Raw genomic sequence first — 18,741 nt, 5'->3', positions numbered from 1 at the left:
CTCATGCTTCCCGTGCAGCAAGAACTTCTGCCACGGTATAGAAGGATCCGAAAACAAGGATTCTATCAGCTTCATTGGCCTGCTCACAGGCGGCACGATAGGCCGCAGCCACGTCGGGATAGGCATGGCACAAAGCCTGCGGCATGCGCACTGCGATCAGGCGGTCGAGCTCGCTGGTCTGCGCGGCACGCGGCAAGGCCGGGCTGGCCAGATGCCAGACATCAACCAGGCCGGCCAGTTCATCGAGCACGCCGGCAATATCCTTGTCCTGCATCATGCCGAACACGGCATGGGTACACGGATGAAACCCCATCTGCTCAAGACTGGCTCGCAGTACTTTAGCCGCATGGGGGTTATGCGCCACATCCAGCACGGTGACTGGCCTGCCGGGCAATACCTGGCAACGTGCTGGCCATTCGACTTCGAGCAGGCCGCGCTTGATGGCCCCCAGCGGAACCGCCAGACGGTCTTTCAGGGCATCAAGCATGGCAATCGCCAGCGCTGCATTGCCAAGCTGGTACGCCCCGCGCAAAGCGGGTAGTGGCAAGGCATGGCGGCGAGTGCCATCTGCACCCCACCATGACCATTGCTGCCCTTCGCCATTACGGACAAAGCCATAGTCACGACCAAGCAGCCTGAGATCGCAGCCGATTTCGCCAGCCTTGTCCAGCAGGGTTTGCGGCGGATCGGTATCGGCACAGAAGACGGGCCGGTCGGCTCGGAAAATGCCTGCCTTTTCAGTCGCCACCGCTTCGCGCGTGCTTCCCAGGTATGCCTCGTGATCAAGGCCGATGCTGACGACAGCAGCCACATCGGCATCGAACAAATTGACGGCATCCAGCCGCCCTCCCAGCCCGACTTCAAGCACCATCACATCGACGGCAGCGTCCTGGAAAATGGATACGGCAGCCAGAGTGCCGAATTCGAAATAGGTCAGCGAGGTATCGCCGCGCACCGCCTCGATCTGCTCGAACGCCTGAACCAGCAGTGCATCCGCTACCGGCTGCATGTCCAGCATCACCCGCTCGTTGTAATGCAGCAGGTGGGGTGAGGTATACGTCCCTACCCGGTAACCCGCCGCGTGCAGGATGGCAGAAAGCATCGCACAGACCGAGCCCTTGCCATTGGTGCCACCGACTACCAGCACCGGACAGGCTGGCCGCAACCCGAGCCGGTCACGCACCGCCGCAACGCGCGCCAGCCCCATGTCGATACTTTTCGGGTGCAGTCCTTCCAGATAGGCCAGCCAGTCAGCCAGTGCGGCGCCCGCCTGCATCAGCTCACCGCAGCCTGCTTGGTGAGCAAGGTCAGCAGGTCGGCCAGCTTGCGGCGCATTTCGCGGCGATCGACGATCATGTCAATGGCGCCCTTCTGCAACAGGAATTCGGAGCGCTGGAAACCTTCCGGCAGCGTTTCGCGCACGGTCTGCTCGATCACGCGCGGGCCGGCAAAGCCGATCAGCGCGCCGGGTTCGCCGATCACCACATCACCCAGGAAGGCAAACGAGGCGGAAACGCCACCCATGGTCGGATCGGTCAGGACGGAAATGAACGGCAGGCGCTGCTCGGACAGTTTCGTCAGGATGGCGCTCGTCTTGGCCATCTGCATCAGCGAGTTCAGCCCTTCCTGCATGCGTGCACCGCCGGAGGCTGCCACGCAGATGAATGGCAAGTTGTTATCAAGGGCAGTCTTGACGCCGCGCACGAAACGCTCGCCCACCACCGAGCCCATCGAGCCACCGATGAATTTGAACTCGAAAGCGGCAACCACGCAGGGCACATTCATGATCGCGCCCTGCATGACGACCAGCGCATCGTCTTCACCGGTATCGTCCTGCGCAGCGCTCAGGCGATCCGGATAGCGCTTGCTGTCCTTGAACTTGAGAATATCCACAGGACGAACTTCAGCGCCGATTTCAAAACGGCCTTCGGCATCCAGCAGGATGTCGAGACGGCGGCGCGCCGGCACCGGCGTGTGGTAGCCACACTTCGGGCAGACATCCAGATTGTTTTCCAGGTCGGTGCGATAAAGCACCGCGCTGCAGGCGTTGCACTTGCTCCACAAACCCTCGGGAACGCCGGATTTGCTGCCGTTATTGCGGCTCTTGATTTTCGGCGGAAGCAGTTTTTGCAACCAGCTCATAGATATCTCCTGTACTGCCCGGACGCGCTTGAAGCAAGCTGTCTCGCGACATATCCCAATACCGGGCAAAGCCCGGAGCACGTCAGGCAATTAAATAATCAGCAACTTCTTTTCGACGGCATTGGCGGGCTGCATCAGACCTGCGAAGCACAGGCACCTTGCTGCCACTGGCCAAATCTGTCGAATCCAGCAAAAGCAGCGCGGCTTATACCTGATCCATCGCCTGGCGTACACCCGTCAGGAAGGTGGAAAGACGTTCATTCAGACCAGCGGCACCGGCCTCCATCTCCTGCACCAGGCGCGAGCCGATCACGACGGCATCGGCAATGCGGGCCACCTTGGCTGCGGTTTCGGCATCCCGGATACCAAAACCGACACCGATCGGCACTGCCAGATGTTCGCGCAGAATGGCCAGGCGTTCAGCCACGTTGGCCGTATCCAGATTGGCCGCGCCCGTAACACCCTTGAGCGATACGTAGTAGACATAGCCACTGGCAAGTCGGGCCACATGTGCCACGCGTTCGGCACTGGTCGTCGGCGCCAGCAGGAAAATCAGGTCGATTCCGTGTGCTTTCAATACGCCGGCACATTCCTCGGCCTCTTCGGGCGGAAGGTCGACGGTCAACACGCCATCGACGCCGGCATCACGTGCAGCAATGGCAAACTCGGTATAGCCCATGGCCTCCACCGGATTGGCATAGCCCATCAGGACCACCGGTGTTTTGGCGTCGGTCTTGCGGAATTCGGCCACCATGGCGAGCACGCGGCGCAAGGTCATGCCGTGCGCCAGTGCGCGCTCGGAGGCACGCTGGATCACCGGGCCATCGGCCATCGGGTCGGAAAATGGTACGCCGAGTTCGATGATGTCGGCACCGCCGGCAACCAGCGCATGCATGGCCGCCACGGTTGCATCCGGATGCGGGTCACCCGCGGTAATGAAGGGGATCAGCGCCTTGCGGCCTGCGGCCTTGAGGGCATCCAGAGTAGATTGAATACGGGACATTGATAGGATTCCGGGTATATCGCTACAAGCAACAGTTTTAAATGGTTAGAGCTGAATACCCGACATCTTGGCTACAGTCGGAATATCCTTGTCGCCACGACCGGACAGGCAGACCAGCAAGACTTCGTCCTTCTTCATGGTCTTGGCCATCTTGGCGGCCTGCGCCAGCGCATGGCTGGATTCCAGCGCCGGGATAATCCCCTCGTACTTGCACAGGTCATGGAAGGCCGCCAGCGCTTCATCGTCGTTGATGGCGACGTATTCGGCACGTCCGATGTCCTTGAGGTAGCTGTGCTCCGGACCGACACCCGGATAATCCAGACCGGCGGAAATCGAATGCGTTTCAACGATCAGGCCGTTCTCATCCTGCATCAGGAAGGAGCGCTGGCCGTGCAATACACCCGGCTTGGCGTTCGATGTCAGCGGCGCTGCGTGACGGCCGGTTTCGACGCCGTCACCTCCGGCCTCAACGCCGATGATGCGCACGCCTTCAACCTCGATATAGGGATAGAACATGCCGATGGCGTTCGAGCCGCCCCCCACACAGGCAATCACGGCATCGGGCTGACGGCCGATCATTTCGACGATCTGGGTCTTGCACTCCTCGCCGATGATTTTCTGGAATTCACGCACCAGCTTCGGGTACGGATGCGGGCCGGCGGCGGTACCGATGATGTAATAGGTGCTGTCGATATTGGTCACCCAGTCACGCATCGCCTCGTTCATCGCGTCTTTCAGGGTCTTCGAGCCGCTTTCGACCGGAACGACGGTGGCACCCAGGAGCTTGATGCGGAATACGTTCGGCGCCTGCCGGGCCACGTCTTCGGCCCCCATGTAAACCACACATTCCATGCCATAGCGGGCCGCAACGGTCGCGGACGCCACGCCGTGCTGGCCGGCGCCGGTTTCGGCGATCACGCGCTTCTTGCCCATGCGGCGGGCCAGCAGCGCCTGGCCGATGGTGTTGTTCACCTTGTGCGCACCGGTGTGGTTCAGGTCTTCACGTTTGAGGTAGATCTGCGCACCACCGAGTTCTTCCGACCAGCGTTTGGCATGGTAGATAGGGCTGGGGCGGCCAACGTAATGCTTGAGTTCGCTGCGGTATTCCGCCATGAATTTTGGATCGACAATTGCTTTTTCAAACTCGACCCGCAGTTCATCCAGCGCCGGGATCAGGGTTTCAGCCACATAAATGCCGCCAAAAATGCCGAAGTGGCCCTGCTCGTCCGGCAGGTTGTAACAGGCTTTATCGTTCATGCTGTTCTCTCGTCTGATGCAGTTTTCACTGCCTGGATAAATGCGACCACGCGGGCCAGATCCTTAACGCCCTTGCTTGCTTCCACTCCGCTTGACACATCAACAGCCCAGGGGTGGACTTGTCTGACCGCGGCTTCGACATTACCCGGATGCAGTCCGCCCGACAGGATCAGTGGCAAAGGCAACGATTGCGGCAACAGCGACCAGTCAAATGCCTCGCCCGTACCGCCCGGCACACCCTCAACAAAGGCATCGACCAGCAAGCCACGGCACAACCCACCGGTTGCAGCAAAGGAAAGCGCGTATTCTAGCAAATCCAGTCCGGGTTTGACCCTAATTGCCTTGATAAATGGCCGATTAAACTGCTTGCAGTATTCCGGACTTTCATCACCGTGAAACTGGAGTAAGTCTAGCGGTACCTTTACCGCCATTTCGTTCACAAAGCTTGCCTTGGCGTTCACAAACAAACCAACCGACGTCACGAAAGCCGGCAAGGCGGCAACGATCTGACGAGCGCTTTCCAGCTCGACATGACGCGGACTGGGCGGATAAAAAACCAGGCCGATGGCATCGGCCCCCAGTTCGGCCGTCGCTCTGGCCATATTGGCATCACGCAAGCCGCAAACCTTGATACGGGGAATCATTCTCGGAACCTCGGGAAAACGGGCAGCCCCCGGCTCACAGCAGGCCATAGCGTGGAGCAGGTTCGCTGGGCAATTCATATTCGGGTGGATAGCTTACACCGGAAAGGTAGAGCCCGTCCGGCATGAAAGTGGGCGGAGCCAGACTGCGATCACGCCAGCCCAGCACTTCGGTCATCCATTCTGCCGGCTGATTGCCTTTTCCGATATGCAGCAAGGCCCCCATGATGTTGCGAACCATGTGATGCAGAAAGGCGCTAGCCGAAAAATCGAAGCAGATGAGGTGACCATCCTGCCGGATGCGAATTGCATGCATGACTTTCACCGGGCTGGGCGCCTGGCATTCGGCTGCACGAAAACTCGAGAAATCATGCTCCCCCAGCAGCAAATCCGCAGCAGCCTGCATGGCTCCAACATCCAGCTCCTGATGCGACCAGCCCACCTTCCCGGCAAGCAGCGCAGGCCGCACCGGATGATTCAGAACCAGATAGCGATAATGCCGGGCACTAGCCAGAAAGCGAGCATGAAAACGCTCATCCACGGCACGCGCCCAGACTACCGCGATGCCTTGCGGCAGAAAGCTGTTCACACCACGAACCCAGGCATTCAGAGGACGCGGCGCACTGGAATCAAAATGGATGACCTGCCCGCTTGCGTGGACGCCGGCGTCGGTCCGGCCTGCAGCATGCACACGCACCGAATGCCCTGCCATTTTGGAAACAGCCTCTTCCATTGCGAGTTGCACGGTTGGCCGGTCAGGCTGGATCTGCCAGCCACTGAACTGTCGGCCATCGTATTCGATACCAAGCGCATATCGCTGCATTAAGGCCACGAACGGTTCCCCAGAAAAATCACACCCAGAATCATTCCCGACACCAGCAAAAACAGAAGAATCCGGTCTCGCAGCACCATAGGCTGCACGGGAATGAAAATGCAATCGGCGCCAGTGCCACTGCCCCCTACCCGCAAATGTCCCAGCAATTCTTGAAAACCGGTTTGTTTCTCCAGTAATTCATCGGCAAATGCAATGGTTAGCGCAAGCCTCACTGCGAGGCGCTCGCGCTCTACTCCAACAAAACGCAAGGGCAGCAGAAGGCAATAAAGGCCGGCGAATATACCGTCCCGATCCAGCCGTGTCAGCAAAAACTGCAAGCCGCAAATCAATGCCAGCAGACGCAACACCTGATCGATACCAAAGAGCAAGCCCTCTCGCGTCGGTGCAAACAACCCTGCCCACAGATACCAGCCCGGAGTCGTCCAGCCATACACCAACACCACGGCAAGGAGCAGCCAGCGCATGCGCAGACAGGCACGCCATAATCGCTGCCGGATCAGGCACACCCCCAGCAAGAGCAGCGAAGCACTTGCCAGAAAAAGAAAATGGCGCTCAAGACTGGCAAGCAATAATGCCAGCCAGAACCAGAGCGCCAAATACAGGGCAGGATGCAAATTGAACGGCTAATTAAATGCCGGAAAGCAGGCTCTGTGCGAGCGACTTCTGATCGGCATTTCCTTCCTGCATGGCTTCCTGCAGGATTTCGCGCGCGCCTTCGACATCGCCCATATCGATATATGCGCGGGCAAGATCGATCTTGGTCTGAACCGGATCATCGGACGCCAGATCCAGCTCGGTAGAAGGGTCGCTACCTGCTGCAAAATCCAGATTCAGATCAGACAGGGAATCCATGCCATCCTCATGCGGGATGGCCGCCGTCACCTCTTCCGCATCAGGCAGGGATTGAAGATCAAAATTGAAATCAAGGTCAACTGCATTATCAGCAAGCGGCAACACATCAGATTCAGGCGCAGCTACCTGCTGCTGTGTTGCTACACCCTCTTCCAGCGAGGCGCCCAGATTCAGATCAAGCGCGGAAAACTCATCGGCCATATCCAGTTCGGGCAACTCACCCAGATCAACAGCCAGATCTTCTCCGAAGGAAGATTCACCCAGATCAATCGGAAGATCGAGGGCCATCACGCCATCATCATCCCCAGTCGAACCGAATTCAGTCTCGGGCACATCAGCAACCGGAGCAATCTCGGGAGCAATATCAAGATTGAAGTCAAGATCCGAAGAGGACGACAGGGATGTCGGCAGCTCCGGCTCCAGATCATGTTCGGCCACCTCGGGCACACTGAAATCAAGCACCGACTCAGGCTCCGACCGAGCCAACACCGGTTCTTCAGTAGCCACGTCATTATCAGCAATTTCGGCAACAACGGCAGGTGCAGCCACAGACGCCGCTGCGGCAAGCGCAAATAGTGCATTCTCCGGATCAAGAGCACGCCCCATCTTGGCAGCTTCGTCCCAGACAGCGCCCTTGCCTCCTGTCTGGGAATGCAGATCACGTGCGACAGCGTCAAATGACGCACGATCCTTGCCCGCCGAATAAATCTCGAGCAGCTTCAGGCGAATTTCTGCACGATTAGGATCCTTGGCCAGCGCATCCTTCAATATCTCTTCCGCTTGCGCATTGCGGCCATAAGCCATGTAGACATCCGCCTCGGCAATCGGATCAACTTCATCAGTATCAATCGTACCAAGCCCCTGACGGCTGAAATCGGTCAGGAAGGAATTCTCGGTTGGCTGAGTGCTGATTACACCACCACCGGTGCTACCCAGCACCGTATTCGCCTTCAGGTCACTACCGGTAATGATGCTATCCTCAAAAACCGGTGTGCGCTGGCGGCGCCGCATGAAGATCAAGCCGCCAATACCGGCCAGCAGTGCCAGCACACCACCACCGACGGGGACAATATTCTCCATCAGCATATCGACAAGACCCGGCTCCTCGACCGGCGCCTCGACCTGCTGCACTCTCCGTTTCGGCTTTTTCGCCACCGGTTCGCTTGCAACAGCGCTCGCCTCGGAGGCAACACTCGCCACAACCGCTGCAGAAGCATCGCTGGCACTTGCAGTTGCAGCCGAAGCCGCCGATGCGGGAGCAATGGCGACAGCAGAGGCCGCAGTCACCGCAGAAGCAGCGCTCGCCTTGCCTTTGGCAGAGAGGTACTGCTCCATATCCTTGACATTTTTCTGCAACTCATTGACGCGCTTGTTGGCATCTTCGAGTGATTTTTTCTTGGCGGCGGCTTCGTCTTCCATCGCCTTCACATTGGCATCACCCTTGCCCCCCGCCTTGCCATCACCGCGCGACAACTGCAAAACCGACTTGTTGGCATCCGGCGCAGATGCGCCCTTGTCTTCCATTTTTGGGGTTATTTTACCGGAAGCAGCCCCCGGTGCCGCTTCAGCAGCCGGAGCTCGGGTCGCCGCCTCACCCAGTTTGGTGCGATAGGCCTGCCAGTTGCTGGTCTGAACTTTGACCTCGCGAGAGGCCTCAGCCGCGGATACCGCCTTCATTTCATCGGCTGACGGCACCTGCATGATCTTGCCGCGCTTGAGGCGATTCATATTGCCTTCAAATGCCTGGGGATTGGCGCGATAAAGCGCCAGCAACACCTGGTCGAGACTGACCCCTTCAGGCTGAACCTTGCGGGCGATGGCCGACAGCGTATCACCCGATTTCACCGTATACCCATCGGCTCCAACCTGGACCGGATCTTTTGCCGGGCGTACAGGCTCTGCCGCCACTTCACCCGAATCAGCCGGCTTGGCCTTTTTGCCCTGCTTGACCTTGCCCGAACTACGAACACCGGGAAGAGTATCGGGTTGGTAACGGGGCTCGGCATCAGCCGCACTGACCGGAGCGCGGTAATTCGGCGGATCGATCAGCGCAGTAAATTCGCGCTTCACATTGCCGCCATCCCAATACAGCTCGACGATCAAATCCATGAATGGCTCGGTAACGGCCTGGGATGAATTCACCAGCACCACATAGCGGCCATTCTTGCGCTTTTCCACATTGAAACGCAGCCCCATCGAACCCGGATAGGGCAACTGAGCCGCCTCATGTGCATCAGGGCTACCCAGCTTCACCAGGAGCGAATCAGCTTCGGAGGGCTGCACTCCGACAATTTCGATCTGACCCCGAAATGGCTCACCCAGGCTGGACAGCACGCTCATGCGCCCCAATCCCGCCGCATTTGCCAGCATAGGCAGTGCAGCCAGCGACAGCGCCAGTACACAATGTTTCACTTGAAGCGTTTTCCGCACAGCCCATCTCCCTACATGCACAGCATTTTATTGAGCAGCAAAAGTTACAACGAGTTCAACCGGCACGCAACCTTGGCTTACACGCCGCAAGCACCCAGAAGCAGAAATTTTGAAACCAGCACTCTGTCTTTCGCCACCCCGAACCCCGCAAACCGAGATTCCAGCAATGCCAAATAATAAAGTAAACAAGACAATCACAGGATTTTATAGCCAGACTTGGGGGCATACTCTACTGAAATCGCTTTACACTGTGGTATCTTGCTGACAGTCCAGTTCGATATTGCCCATTCCCAGAGTTCGGCAAGTGACATTTCCGGGAAGAACGAGGGCAATTCCTGCCCGAGGCACTTCAAGACAAAACCCAGCATCTCGCTCTCCAGCCCTTCCTGAAGCGCCGGCGCCAGCGTTTGCTTGCTGAGTTTCTCGCCCGCAGCGTTGACCAAAACGGGCAGGTGCATGTATTGGGGTGTTGGCAATCCAAGAATACGCTGCAAATAAATCTGTCTCGGCGTTGAATCAAGCAAATCAGAACCACGGACAACGTGCGAAATGCCGGCAGCTGCATCGTCAAGCACTACCGCCAGCTGATAGGCCCAGCAGCCATCCGCCCGCAGCAATACAAAATCTCCCAGCTCTTCGGCCAGATTCTGTGACTGCACTCCCTGCAGGCGATCCACATACGCGACCGCCTGATCGTCAACTTTCAGCCGCCAGGCCAACTGCCCCTCTGCGGCAACAGCCAGGTTGCGGCAGAACCCCGGGTAACGCCAGCCATCCACTCCCTGCAAGCCAGCCTCGCGAACACGCTTGCGGCTGCAGCCACAAGGGTATGCAAACCCGTTCTTCCGCAAAAAATCCAATCCATCGGCGTATGTGTCATGGCGCTGGTGTTGCCACACCACATCACCATCCCAGCAGAAACCATACCGCTCAAGTGTTCTGATAATCCGCAGAGATGCCCCCGGCACCTCGCGGGGGGGATCCAGATCTTCGATGCGCAAAATCCACTTACCACCCAGACTGCGGGCGTCCAGATAACTCGCCACGGCCGTCAGTAGCGATCCGATATGCAGCTCTCCGGTCGGACTGGGTGCAAAGCGCCCGACATACTGCCCCGGTAAAACCTCCGCCACCGAACACCTCTTGCATCTGCAATGCATGATTCCTGCGCTAGAATCCATGCCTTAGTTAATTCATGCCCAATAATCCATCAGGAGCGTCAAACCATGGCCTTTGTCGTCACCGACGCCTGTGTCCGCTGCAAATACACGGATTGCGTTGCCGTCTGCCCGGTCGACTGCTTTCGTGAAGGACCCAACTTCCTCGCCATTGATCCGGAAGAATGCATCGACTGCTCGCTGTGCGTGGCCGAATGCCCGGTCAATGCCATCTACCCTCAGGACGAAGTCCCGGCAGAATATCAGCACTACATTGCACTGAATGCCGAGCTGGCGAGGATATGGCCCGCCATTCTGGAACGCAAGCCCCCACCGGCCGACCACGCGGAATGGGCCGACATCCATGACAAGAGCGAACTGATTGACCGCAAACCGGGCGAATGAGTCCGCACTTGAGCCACAACCCGCTTCATGGGTATAATCGGCGGTTTCCCCCTTGCCTGACCGACGTCGCAATCGGCAGGCTGTGTCAAACCACAAGGAGTTCTCATGCGACATTATGAAATTGTATTTATCGTACACCCCGATCAAAGCGAGCAAGTGCCCGCCATGATCGAGCGTTACAAGAGCCTGATCACTGGTGCTAACGGTGCGGTTCACCGCCTGGAAGACTGGGGCCGCCGTCAACTGGCTTACCCGATCCAGAAAATTCACAAGGCTCACTACGTTCTGATGAACGTAGAGATCGGCCAGGAAACCCTGGACGAACTCGAGCACGCCTTCAAGTTCAATGACGCTGTACTGCGTCACCTGACCCTGAAAAAAGACGTGGCCGTGACTGAAGCTTCCCCGATGATGAAGGAAGAGAAGTCCCGTTCGCTGACTCAGGCCGGCGAAGAACAGGCCGCCTAATTTAGGCACGCCTTGCGAAACCGAACCTTACTGGAAGGAATTCTCCGCACCCAGCCCATCCTGCGCCAGACCCCTGCCGGCATTCCGATTGTCGAAGGAGAACTGGAGCATGAATCGGAGCAGACCGAAACCGGCCTGCAAAGAAAAGTGAAGTGCGTTGTGAATTTCGTGGTCATTGGCAACAAGGCCAGCCATTTCTCCCGGGCAACCGTGCCATGCACTGTTCGCTGCAAAGGATTTCTGGCAGCCCGCAGCCTGCGCCAGCCGGACCGTCTGGTTTTGCACATCGACGAATACGAATTTTCTGAATTAAGGAAAGACCATGTCCCAACGTAATCTGTTCAAGCGGAAGAAATACTGCCGCTTCACCGCCGAAGGCATCAAGGAAGTTGACTACAAGGATGTCGCCCTGCTGAAGGATTTCATTGCTGAAAACGGCAAGATCATCCCGGCTCGCATCACTGGTACCAAGGCGAAGTATCAACGTCAGCTGTCCTCCGCGATCAAGCTGGCTCGCTTCCTGGCCCTGCTGCCGTACACCGACCAGCACTAAGACAGGAAAGGAATCAAGTCATGCAAATCATTCTGCTCGAAAAAGTAGCCAACCTGGGTCAACTGGGTGACGTCGTCAAGGTGAAGGACGGTTACGCACGTAACTTCCTGATCCCGCAAGGCAAGGCCAAGCGTGCCAACGAAGCAAACCTGGCCGAGTTTGAAGCCCGCCGCGCCGAGCTGGAAGCCCGTCAGGCTGAAATTCTGGTTGCTGCCCAGGCTCGCGCTGAAAAGCTGAACGAAGCTTCCTTCACCATCGCCCAGAAGGCCGGTGTTGATGGTCGTCTGTTCGGTTCTGTTGGCACTCAGGATATCGCTGACGCGATCACTGCTGCCGGCATCGAAGTGAAGAAGACCGAAGTCCGTCTGCCGGAAGGCCCGCTGAAGGCCATCGGCGAATTCGACATCGACCTCGCTCTGCATCACGACGTGGTTGTTGCCGTCAAGGTTGTCATCGTCGGCGAGCAATAATCGCTGCACGAGCCAATCGGCATCGCAAAAAGGGGCTTCGGCCCCTTTTTGTTTTTCAGGGCAAATCATCCGCACCGTCTGGCAGCCCGCCACCAGCCCTTCCGGCCAATTCACTTGCGATTCCGAAGTCTGCAGAACCAGACTGGTACATGGTCATACAGTGGATGCCGTCATGCCAACCGTTCGCCCTCCTGCCGTGGCCGGTGTGTTCTATCCGGAGCAGCCCATCCTGCTGCGCGAGCTGATCGCACAGCAACTGGCGGCCAACAGGCACGAGTCATCCCGACCCAAGGCACTGATTGTCCCTCATGCCGGCTACGCCTATTCCGCGCCAATTGCTGCCAGCGCCTACTCGACGCTGCGCCCTTATGCGGACAGCATCCGCCACGTCATTCTGCTGGGACCCGCGCACAGGGCGGCCCTGCACGATCTGGCCCTGCCCGGCGCCAGTGCATTCGCAACACCGCTGGGTGAAATTCCCGTTGATCAGGATGGCGTAACCGCATTACGGTCGCTCGGCATTGGCGATGACGCGGCCAGCCATGCCCTGGAGCATTCGCTCGAAGTGCAGCTGCCTTTTCTGCAATGCACCCTGCACGACTTCACGATCCTGCCCGTGCTGGCCGGACATTGCACGCCGGAACGGGCAGCCGAGATTCTGGAGCAGGTGTGGGGGCGTGATGACACACTGATCATCATCAGCAGCGACCTGTCACACTATGAAGACTACGCAAGCGCCAGCTCGCTCGACCAGGCCACGCTGCAGCAGATTGTGGCTGGCCGGCTGCCACTGCAGGCCAGTCAGGCTTGCGGCGCCATTCCCGTGGCAGGTCTGATGCAATGTGCTCAACGACACCGGCTTGCCGCCCGACTGCTGGACTACCGCAACTCCGGCGACACCAGCGGCAACCGGCAACAAGTCGTCGGCTACGCCGCCATCGCTTTCAGCGAGGACTCCCATGACGTCGTTCACTGAAGAACAGGGCAAGCAGTTGCTCCAGCTGGCCCGCCAGAGCATACGCAGCCACCTTGAGGGTATTGGCCTGGAGCCATTTCCTGACAATGGCTTCATGCACATACCCACAGCATCATTTGTCACACTGACGCAGCACGGCCAGTTGCGTGGCTGCATTGGCTCGCTGCAGGCCTGGCGGCCGCTGGGTGACGATGTCCGTGGCAATGCCATTGCCGCAGCCACACGTGATCCGCGCTTTCCGGCACTGGTGCCGGCCGAACTGCCGCTCACCCGCATCGAGGTCTCCGTGCTGAGCGACAGCACACCGATTGCGTTCAGTGATGAGCAGGACCTGCTGCGGCAACTCCGCCCCGGCATCGACGGCCTCATCCTGCAGCAGGGCGATCATCACGCCACCTTTCTGCCGCAGGTCTGGCACCAGCTGGGCGAGCCAGCCGATTTTCTGGCCCACCTGAAGATGAAAGCCGGCCTGCCGCCGGATTACGACAGCAACAAGCTCGCCTTTTCCCGTTATACGGTGCAGAAATGGCTGGAAAAGCCGCATTGAGCCGCGGCCTGCAGGCAGGCACCCACTGGAGCCACCCGCTCGGTGATGGCCGGCTGCAATGCGATCTGTGCCCGCGCGACTGCAAATTGCAGGAGTGCCAGCATGGTGCCTGCCTGATCCGCGAACGGCATGGCGATGCGATCGAACTCACTAGCTGGGGACGTTCCTCCGGTTTCTGCGTCGACCCGATCGAGAAAAAGCCACTCAATCACTTCCACCCCGGCAGCAAGGTATTGTCGTTCGGTACCGCCGGCTGCAATCTCGCCTGCAAGTTCTGCCAGAACTGGGATATTTCCCACTCGCGCGAGCTGGACAAGCTGCAGGACAGCGCGACCCCTGCCCAACTGGCCAGTACCGCACGCCAGCTCGATTGCCTCAGCGTGGCATTCACCTACAACGATCCGGTGATTTTTGCCGAGTATGCACTCGATGTGGCCGATGCCTGCCATGCCACAGGCATCCGGACGGTCGCGGTCAGCGCCGGCTACATTCATGCCAAGCCGCGCCAGCTGTTCTTTGCCGCGATGGACGCGGCCAACATTGACCTGAAAGGCTTCAGCGAGGATTTCTACAAGCGATACTGCGGTGCGCGGCTGGCACCGGTGCTCGATACGCTGCAGCACATCCGGCATGAAAGCAGCTGCTGGCTCGAAATCACCACCCTGCTGATTCCGGATGCCAATGACAGCCAGGCCGAGATCACGGCACTCTGCCGCTGGGTGCACGATGAACTGGGTGCGGATGTGCCACTGCACTTCACTGCCTTTCACCCCGACTACCGGCTGACCGACCGGCCGCCAACGCCGGCAGCCACCCTGCAGCTTGCCCGCCAGATCGGTCTCGATCATGGTCTGCTGCATGTCTATACGGGCAATGTGGCAACACCCGATGGCGGAACGACATTCTGTCCGGACTGCGGCAAGGCGTTGATCGTACGCCAGGGTTACCGGATCAGCGATTACGCGCTCGATGAGAGCGGGCACTGTCTGGCGTGCGGGGCCCGGCTGGCCGGCCGTTTCAGCGCTTATGCCGGCAGCTTTGGCAACCGCCGCATTCCGGTGCATCTGCACAGCGGCCAACCCAGAATACCCTAACCCCTATCATCGCAAAGCCCTATAATTAAAATGGCCTTACGAATATACCCAGCTAATTCCTTGCCAGATGTTTGAGCACATGCGCGGCGGCCACAAAGCCGAATGTGCCGGTCACCGCGACGCTGGCACCAAAGCCACCCGCACAATCGAGGCGCACCGGACCATCACCCGCCTGCGGCTTCTGCGCACAGACCGAACCATCGGGCTGCGGATACACCAGCTGCTCGGTGGAATACACGCAATCAACCCCCATTTTCCGCTCCGCCTTGGCGAAACCGTATTGGCGGCGTAGCTGCGCGCGCACCTTGCTCGCCAGCGGGTCATGCGTCGTGCGAGACAGATCTTCAACCGCAACCTGTGTGGGGTCGATCTGGCCGCCGGCACCGCCGGTAGTAATGATCCTGAGGCGGTGATCGCGGCACCAGGCGATCAGCGCGGCCTTGGTCCGCACCGAATCAATGGCATCAACCACATAGTCCAGCCCGCCGCCCAGGTACTCGGCGAAGTTTTCGGGCGCGATGAAATCTTCGATGCAATTTACCCGGCACTCCGGGTTGATGGCGAGAATGCGCTCGGCCAATGCCGCCACTTTCATCCGCCCGAATTGCCCATCCAGCGCCGGCAACTGGCGATTGGTATTCGACACGCACAGGTCATCCAGATCGATCAGCGTCAGCGCACCCACACCGGATCGCGCCAGGGCTTCGGCCACCCAGGAGCCCACCCCGCCAACACCGATCACCGCAATGTGTGCGGCACGGAATCGTGCCAGTGCTGCTGCGCCATACAGGCGGGCAATACCGCCGAAGCGGCGCTCATAGGATTGATCCAGTTGCGACATACAATTCCTGCACGAAACGGCCGGCGGCTGCAGTGCCCAGCCCTGCCGGTCAATATGAAAAAAGAAAACATGGTCAGCGATTGCAGAGCAGGAAATCATCCTCTGGCCCGCCCGAAAAACGAAGGCGCCGCAGCTGCGGCGCCCTGGCTAACCGATATGAACCCGGTCAGGCAGCAGGCTTGCGCCGGCGTGGTGCCGGAGCCGCGACCTCTTCCGGTGCAGCTGCGGCCGAAGCATCTGTCGAGCCCTCGTCTTTGGCGGGAACACCAAAGCCGCCAAACAGGGTTTTGGCCTGCTCCTGCATCTGCTGCTGCATTTCGGCAAACATCTGCGTGCTGTTTTCCAGGTAATTGCCCATCATGCTCTGCATGGCCTGCGGCTGCATCTTCATCAGGTCGCCCCACAGGGTGTTCGGATTGAAAACGGGATTACCACCCTTGATGACCGTGCTGGCCTGCTCCTGCAGGTGCCCCTGCATCTCGGAGAACAGCTGCAGGTTCTTCTCCAGATAATTACCCATCAGGCCCTGCATGGTATTGCCATAGAAGCGGATGATCTGGGTGAGCACATCGTAGGAAAACATCGGCATGCCGCCGGCTTCCTCTTCCATGATGATCTGCAGCAGCACGCCACGGGTGATGTCTTCACTGGTCTTGGCATCCAGCACCTGAATATCCACATTGTCCAGGACCAGCTGTTTGACATCGGCCAGCGTGATGTAACAGCTGGTGTCGGTGTCATACAGACGTCGGTTCGGGTATTTCTTGATGACTCGTTTATCCCCGCTCATATCGGCAGCCCTGTGTGAAGTGGTTTGTTAAGTATTTGCTAATCATGAGCATAGTCATGCACTTAGCCGTTCGCAACGTTCATGCGGCAGTGCACAAAAAAGCATTGACATTCTGATCCAGACTATCCAGAATGAATTCGCATTGTGCACTGCACCATACCGGGTGCATTGGCGAAGCCTGGTCTTACAGCGATCCGGCTCACCTTTTACAAAAAATGGAGAAACGCATCATGACCACCAACGCTCAACAGCAATTCCATGATTTTGCCACCGAACAGGTCGAAACGGCACTGCGTTTTGCACGCATCTCGCTCGACACCTCCGAGCGCCTCGGCAAGCTGCAGATCGAATCGGCCAAAAACGTGCTGGAAGATGCCGCCAAGTCCGCCAAGTCCTTGGCACAAATCAAGGATGCGCAGGAAGCACTTGCCCTGAACCAGAAACTGAACGAAAGCGCTGTCGAACAGGCACTGTCGTTCTATCGCAACGTTTACGAAATCACTTCGCAAGCGCAAGCCGAGTACACCAAGCTGATCGAAGAGCGCACCACCGTATTCAACAAAAGCGCCGTCGCCGGTCTGGATCGTTTCGTGAAGTCGGCTCCGGCTGGTACCGATGTGGCGGTTGCTGCTGTCAAATCAACCGTTCAAGCCACTGCCGCCGCGGTCGACAGCCTGACCAAGGCCGCCAAGCAGGTTGCCGATTTCGCCGACGCTTCGGTCAAGGCAGCATCGACTGCTACCGCCGATGCAGTCAAGACTGCGGCCAAGAAAACCAGCGCAGCCTCGACCCAACACTAAAAGCAGGGACTATCCCGCTGTGCGCAAGCCCCGCTATTGCGGGGCTTTTTTACTTCCGTACCACGCTTGTACTCATTCCTCTGCCTTGCTGGCGGGAAGACGCGAAGCCAGCACCTTGTCGATGCGCTGGCCATCCATGTCGACCACTTCCAGCGACCAGTTTTCCCAGCGGGCAATTTCCCCGGTACGTGGAATGCGGCCAAGCAACTGCAGAACCATCCCCCCGAGCGTGTGGTAACGACCACGATCCTCGTCAGGCACCGTATCGAGCTGCAGCTGATCTTTCAGCTCGGGAATGGGCATTGAGCCCTCCAGTAGCCATGAGCCATCACTGCGCTGCACCGCCCAGGCCTCTGCGCCATTGTGCGGATGAAACTCGCCCGTCACCGCTTCCAGCAAATCCTGCAGGGTGACGAGTCCTTCCAGATCACCATATTCGTTGACGACAAAGGCCATCGGCAGATTGGCAACCCGGAACTGGGCCAGCAACTCCATGCCGGACAAGCTTTCCGGAACAAACAGACAGGGATGCAATGCATCAAGCGGCAATTGCCCGGTCTGACCCTTGAGCTGGGCTTCCAGCAACTGGCGCGTATCGACCACCCCCAGCAGATTATCGAGCCCGCCCCGGCATACTGGGTAGCGCATGAATGGCGTGGATTCGACCTGCTGCAGCAGCACTTCCAATGGCTCGTCCAGATCCAGATACACCAGATCGGCGCGCGGAATCATCAGCGAACCCAGCTGGCGGTCATCAAGGCGGAACACATTGCGCACGATGGCATGCTCCCGCTCCTCGATCACGCCCGATTGCGAGCCTTCTGCCAGCAGGGCTTCGATTTCCTCTTCGGTGACCTGCTGCGCAGCGGTATTCCTGGCTCCCAGCAATGCCAGCAGCGTATTGGTCGAAATTGCCAGCAGCCAGACAAATGGTTCAGTCAGGCGGGAAAGCCAGTGCACGGGCAAGGCTACCAGCCTGGCCACGCGCTCTGGTCTGAGCTGCCCCAGCCTTTTCGGCACCAGCTCGCCAACAACAATCGAGACATAGGTTACGGCAATTACCACCAGCACGGTTGCCAGTACATGCGCCCATTGCTCCAGCATGCCATGCCCTATCAGCCAGGCCGCCAGAGGCCCGGCCAGCACAGCCTCGCCGACAATCCCGTTCAGCAGGCTGATCGACGTGATGCCGATCTGGATGGTGGACAGAAATCGGGTCGGATCTTCACCCAGTTGCAACGCCATCCGAGCGGTGCGATCTCCCTTTGCTGCCAGTGTCGCCAGCCGAGCCTTGCGGGCACTTACCAGCGCAATTTCCGACATGGCAAACAGGCCATTCAGTAGAATCAGCCCCAGCAGTAACAAATACGCCATTGCGCAAACAACCTTTACAGATGCACCCGGCCGGGGTGCGACGGAAAGCAGATTCTATCTGTTCGGTGGCGCAGGACAAAATCTGGTGCAACTCCGCAAAAAAAAC

At 58.6% G+C, this 18,741-nt stretch carries 21 protein-coding genes; 9 read left to right on the top strand and 12 right to left on the bottom strand.

Going from position 1 to position 18,741, the window contains the following annotated elements; translation table 11 throughout:
• Position 1: 1 nt before the first annotated feature.
• The 9 genes from folC to gluQRS all read right to left on the bottom strand — a co-directional run bounded on the left by folC (position 2) and on the right by gluQRS (position 10,320).
• Complete coding sequence (folC, locus tag H559_RS0100805) at positions 2–1,276, bottom strand: bifunctional tetrahydrofolate synthase/dihydrofolate synthase (RefSeq protein WP_028451107.1); 1,275 nt, start codon at positions 1,274–1,276, stop codon at positions 2–4.
• The gene (gene accD, locus H559_RS0100800; RefSeq protein ID WP_028451106.1) at positions 1,276–2,142 is read right to left on the bottom strand and encodes an acetyl-CoA carboxylase, carboxyltransferase subunit beta; all 867 of its coding nucleotides are present in this window, start codon (positions 2,140–2,142) and stop codon (positions 1,276–1,278) included. Before accD ends, folC begins: the two co-directional genes overlap by 1 nt.
• Positions 2,143–2,347: 205 nt before the next feature.
• Positions 2,348–3,145: a tryptophan synthase subunit alpha gene (gene trpA, locus H559_RS0100795; RefSeq protein ID WP_028451105.1), complete on the bottom strand. Its 798-nt coding sequence runs from the start codon at positions 3,143–3,145 to the stop codon at positions 2,348–2,350.
• A 45-nt stretch (positions 3,146–3,190) separates the two neighbouring features.
• Positions 3,191–4,402: a tryptophan synthase subunit beta gene (gene trpB, locus H559_RS0100790; protein ID WP_028451104.1), complete on the bottom strand. Its 1,212-nt coding sequence runs from the start codon at positions 4,400–4,402 to the stop codon at positions 3,191–3,193.
• The gene (locus H559_RS0100785; protein ID WP_028451103.1) at positions 4,399–5,046 is read right to left on the bottom strand and encodes a phosphoribosylanthranilate isomerase; all 648 of its coding nucleotides are present in this window, start codon (positions 5,044–5,046) and stop codon (positions 4,399–4,401) included. The genes trpB and H559_RS0100785 overlap by 4 nt, the downstream gene beginning before the upstream one ends.
• A gap of 34 nt (positions 5,047–5,080) precedes the next feature.
• Entirely contained in the window at positions 5,081–5,866 is a 786-nt protein-coding gene (gene truA, locus H559_RS0100780; protein WP_028451102.1) for a tRNA pseudouridine(38-40) synthase TruA, read from the bottom strand.
• A complete protein-coding gene (locus H559_RS21205; RefSeq protein ID WP_155845239.1) occupies positions 5,866–6,492 on the bottom strand; it encodes a CbiQ family ECF transporter T component in 627 nt (208 codons plus the stop codon). The genes truA and H559_RS21205 overlap by 1 nt, the downstream gene beginning before the upstream one ends.
• A gap of 13 nt (positions 6,493–6,505) precedes the next feature.
• Positions 6,506–9,100, bottom strand: coding sequence for a motility hub landmark protein FimV (locus H559_RS0100770; RefSeq protein WP_034639237.1), 2,595 nt, complete (start codon positions 9,098–9,100; stop codon positions 6,506–6,508).
• Between the two features lie 254 nt (positions 9,101–9,354).
• Positions 9,355–10,320: a tRNA glutamyl-Q(34) synthetase GluQRS gene (gene gluQRS, locus H559_RS18250; protein WP_051278840.1), complete on the bottom strand. Its 966-nt coding sequence runs from the start codon at positions 10,318–10,320 to the stop codon at positions 9,355–9,357.
• 66 nt (positions 10,321–10,386) lie between these two features.
• On the opposite strand from gluQRS, the gene fdxA reads away from it, so the two are divergent.
• From fdxA to amrS, 8 genes are all read left to right on the top strand, one after another.
• Positions 10,387–10,722 (top strand): ferredoxin FdxA, encoded by a 336-nt coding sequence (gene fdxA, locus H559_RS0100760; protein ID WP_028451100.1) that lies wholly within the window; start codon positions 10,387–10,389, stop codon positions 10,720–10,722.
• Positions 10,723–10,827: 105 nt separating this feature from the next.
• Positions 10,828–11,190, top strand: a complete 363-nt coding sequence (gene rpsF, locus H559_RS0100755; protein ID WP_028451099.1) for a 30S ribosomal protein S6 — start codon at positions 10,828–10,830, stop codon at positions 11,188–11,190.
• 12 nt (positions 11,191–11,202) lie between these two features.
• A complete protein-coding gene (priB, locus tag H559_RS22075) occupies positions 11,203–11,526 on the top strand; it encodes a primosomal replication protein N (RefSeq protein ID WP_211230868.1) in 324 nt (107 codons plus the stop codon).
• Complete coding sequence (gene rpsR / locus H559_RS0100745; RefSeq protein ID WP_028451097.1) at positions 11,513–11,743, top strand: 30S ribosomal protein S18; 231 nt, start codon at positions 11,513–11,515, stop codon at positions 11,741–11,743. The genes priB and rpsR overlap by 14 nt, the downstream gene beginning before the upstream one ends.
• A 20-nt stretch (positions 11,744–11,763) precedes the next feature.
• On the top strand, positions 11,764–12,213 hold the full coding sequence (rplI, locus tag H559_RS0100740) for a 50S ribosomal protein L9 (RefSeq protein ID WP_028451096.1): 450 nt from the start codon (positions 11,764–11,766) through the stop codon (positions 12,211–12,213).
• Between the two features lie 172 nt (positions 12,214–12,385).
• Complete coding sequence (gene amrB, locus H559_RS0100735) at positions 12,386–13,189, top strand: AmmeMemoRadiSam system protein B (protein ID WP_028451095.1); 804 nt, start codon at positions 12,386–12,388, stop codon at positions 13,187–13,189.
• Positions 13,173–13,736 carry an AmmeMemoRadiSam system protein A gene (gene amrA / locus H559_RS0100730; protein ID WP_028451094.1) on the top strand — a complete coding sequence of 188 codons (564 nt, stop codon included), beginning with the start codon at positions 13,173–13,175 and terminating at the stop codon, positions 13,734–13,736. The genes amrB and amrA overlap by 17 nt, the downstream gene beginning before the upstream one ends.
• Positions 13,715–14,830, top strand: a complete 1,116-nt coding sequence (gene amrS, locus H559_RS0100725; RefSeq protein ID WP_034639235.1) for an AmmeMemoRadiSam system radical SAM enzyme — start codon at positions 13,715–13,717, stop codon at positions 14,828–14,830. The genes amrA and amrS overlap by 22 nt, the downstream gene beginning before the upstream one ends.
• A 52-nt stretch (positions 14,831–14,882) precedes the next feature.
• Here the strand turns inward: amrS and tcdA are convergent, their stop codons facing one another.
• Both tcdA and phaR read right to left on the bottom strand, forming a co-directional pair.
• Entirely contained in the window at positions 14,883–15,671 is a 789-nt protein-coding gene (gene tcdA / locus H559_RS0100720; RefSeq protein WP_028451092.1) for a tRNA cyclic N6-threonylcarbamoyladenosine(37) synthase TcdA, read from the bottom strand.
• 166 nt (positions 15,672–15,837) lie between these two features.
• A complete protein-coding gene (gene phaR, locus H559_RS18245; protein WP_034639233.1) occupies positions 15,838–16,461 on the bottom strand; it encodes a polyhydroxyalkanoate synthesis repressor PhaR in 624 nt (207 codons plus the stop codon).
• 230 nt (positions 16,462–16,691) lie between these two features.
• Between phaR and H559_RS0100710 the strand changes: the two genes are divergently transcribed.
• Positions 16,692–17,261: a phasin family protein gene (locus H559_RS0100710; protein ID WP_245579312.1), complete on the top strand. Its 570-nt coding sequence runs from the start codon at positions 16,692–16,694 to the stop codon at positions 17,259–17,261.
• A gap of 72 nt (positions 17,262–17,333) precedes the next feature.
• On the opposite strand, the gene H559_RS0100705 is transcribed toward H559_RS0100710, so the two are convergent.
• Positions 17,334–18,635, bottom strand: a complete 1,302-nt coding sequence (locus tag H559_RS0100705; protein WP_028451090.1) for a hemolysin family protein — start codon at positions 18,633–18,635, stop codon at positions 17,334–17,336.
• Positions 18,636–18,741 lie beyond the last annotated feature (106 nt).

Source organism: Chitinilyticum aquatile DSM 21506, from assembly GCF_000430805.1.
Taxonomy (GTDB): domain Bacteria; phylum Pseudomonadota; class Gammaproteobacteria; order Burkholderiales; family Chitinibacteraceae; genus Chitinilyticum; species Chitinilyticum aquatile.
The sequence above is the reverse complement of the archived record's forward strand: the minus strand, read 5'-3'. Positions and strand labels throughout refer to the sequence as shown.

Bases quoted from the DNA above. Each gene is read 5' to 3' on its own strand.
- rpsR (WP_028451097.1), top strand. From the start codon at position 11,513: ATGTCCCAACGTAATCTGTTCAAGCGGAAGAAATACTGCCGCTTCACC.
- amrA (WP_028451094.1), top strand. From the start codon at position 13,173: ATGACGTCGTTCACTGAAGAACAGGGCAAGCAGTTGCTCCAGCTGGCC.
- rpsF (WP_028451099.1), top strand. From the start codon at position 10,828: ATGCGACATTATGAAATTGTATTTATCGTACACCCCGATCAAAGCGAG.
- tcdA (WP_028451092.1), bottom strand. From the start codon at position 15,671: ATGTCGCAACTGGATCAATCCTATGAGCGCCGCTTCGGCGGTATTGCC.
- rplI (WP_028451096.1), top strand. From the start codon at position 11,764: ATGCAAATCATTCTGCTCGAAAAAGTAGCCAACCTGGGTCAACTGGGT.
- H559_RS0100785 (WP_028451103.1), bottom strand. From the start codon at position 5,046: ATGATTCCCCGTATCAAGGTTTGCGGCTTGCGTGATGCCAATATGGCC.
- amrS (WP_034639235.1), top strand. From the start codon at position 13,715: ATGGCTGGAAAAGCCGCATTGAGCCGCGGCCTGCAGGCAGGCACCCAC.
- H559_RS0100710 (WP_245579312.1), top strand. From the start codon at position 16,692: ATGACCACCAACGCTCAACAGCAATTCCATGATTTTGCCACCGAACAG.
- trpA (WP_028451105.1), bottom strand. From the start codon at position 3,145: ATGTCCCGTATTCAATCTACTCTGGATGCCCTCAAGGCCGCAGGCCGC.
- H559_RS0100705 (WP_028451090.1), bottom strand. From the start codon at position 18,635: ATGGCGTATTTGTTACTGCTGGGGCTGATTCTACTGAATGGCCTGTTT.
- amrB (WP_028451095.1), top strand. From the start codon at position 12,386: ATGCCAACCGTTCGCCCTCCTGCCGTGGCCGGTGTGTTCTATCCGGAG.
- accD (WP_028451106.1), bottom strand. From the start codon at position 2,142: ATGAGCTGGTTGCAAAAACTGCTTCCGCCGAAAATCAAGAGCCGCAAT.
- fdxA (WP_028451100.1), top strand. From the start codon at position 10,387: ATGGCCTTTGTCGTCACCGACGCCTGTGTCCGCTGCAAATACACGGAT.
- trpB (WP_028451104.1), bottom strand. From the start codon at position 4,402: ATGAACGATAAAGCCTGTTACAACCTGCCGGACGAGCAGGGCCACTTC.
- folC (WP_028451107.1), bottom strand. From the start codon at position 1,276: ATGCAGGCGGGCGCCGCACTGGCTGACTGGCTGGCCTATCTGGAAGGA.
- phaR (WP_034639233.1), bottom strand. From the start codon at position 16,461: ATGAGCGGGGATAAACGAGTCATCAAGAAATACCCGAACCGACGTCTG.
- H559_RS0100770 (WP_034639237.1), bottom strand. From the start codon at position 9,100: ATGCTGGCAAATGCGGCGGGATTGGGGCGCATGAGCGTGCTGTCCAGC.
- gluQRS (WP_051278840.1), bottom strand. From the start codon at position 10,320: ATGCATTGCAGATGCAAGAGGTGTTCGGTGGCGGAGGTTTTACCGGGG.
- truA (WP_028451102.1), bottom strand. From the start codon at position 5,866: ATGCAGCGATATGCGCTTGGTATCGAATACGATGGCCGACAGTTCAGT.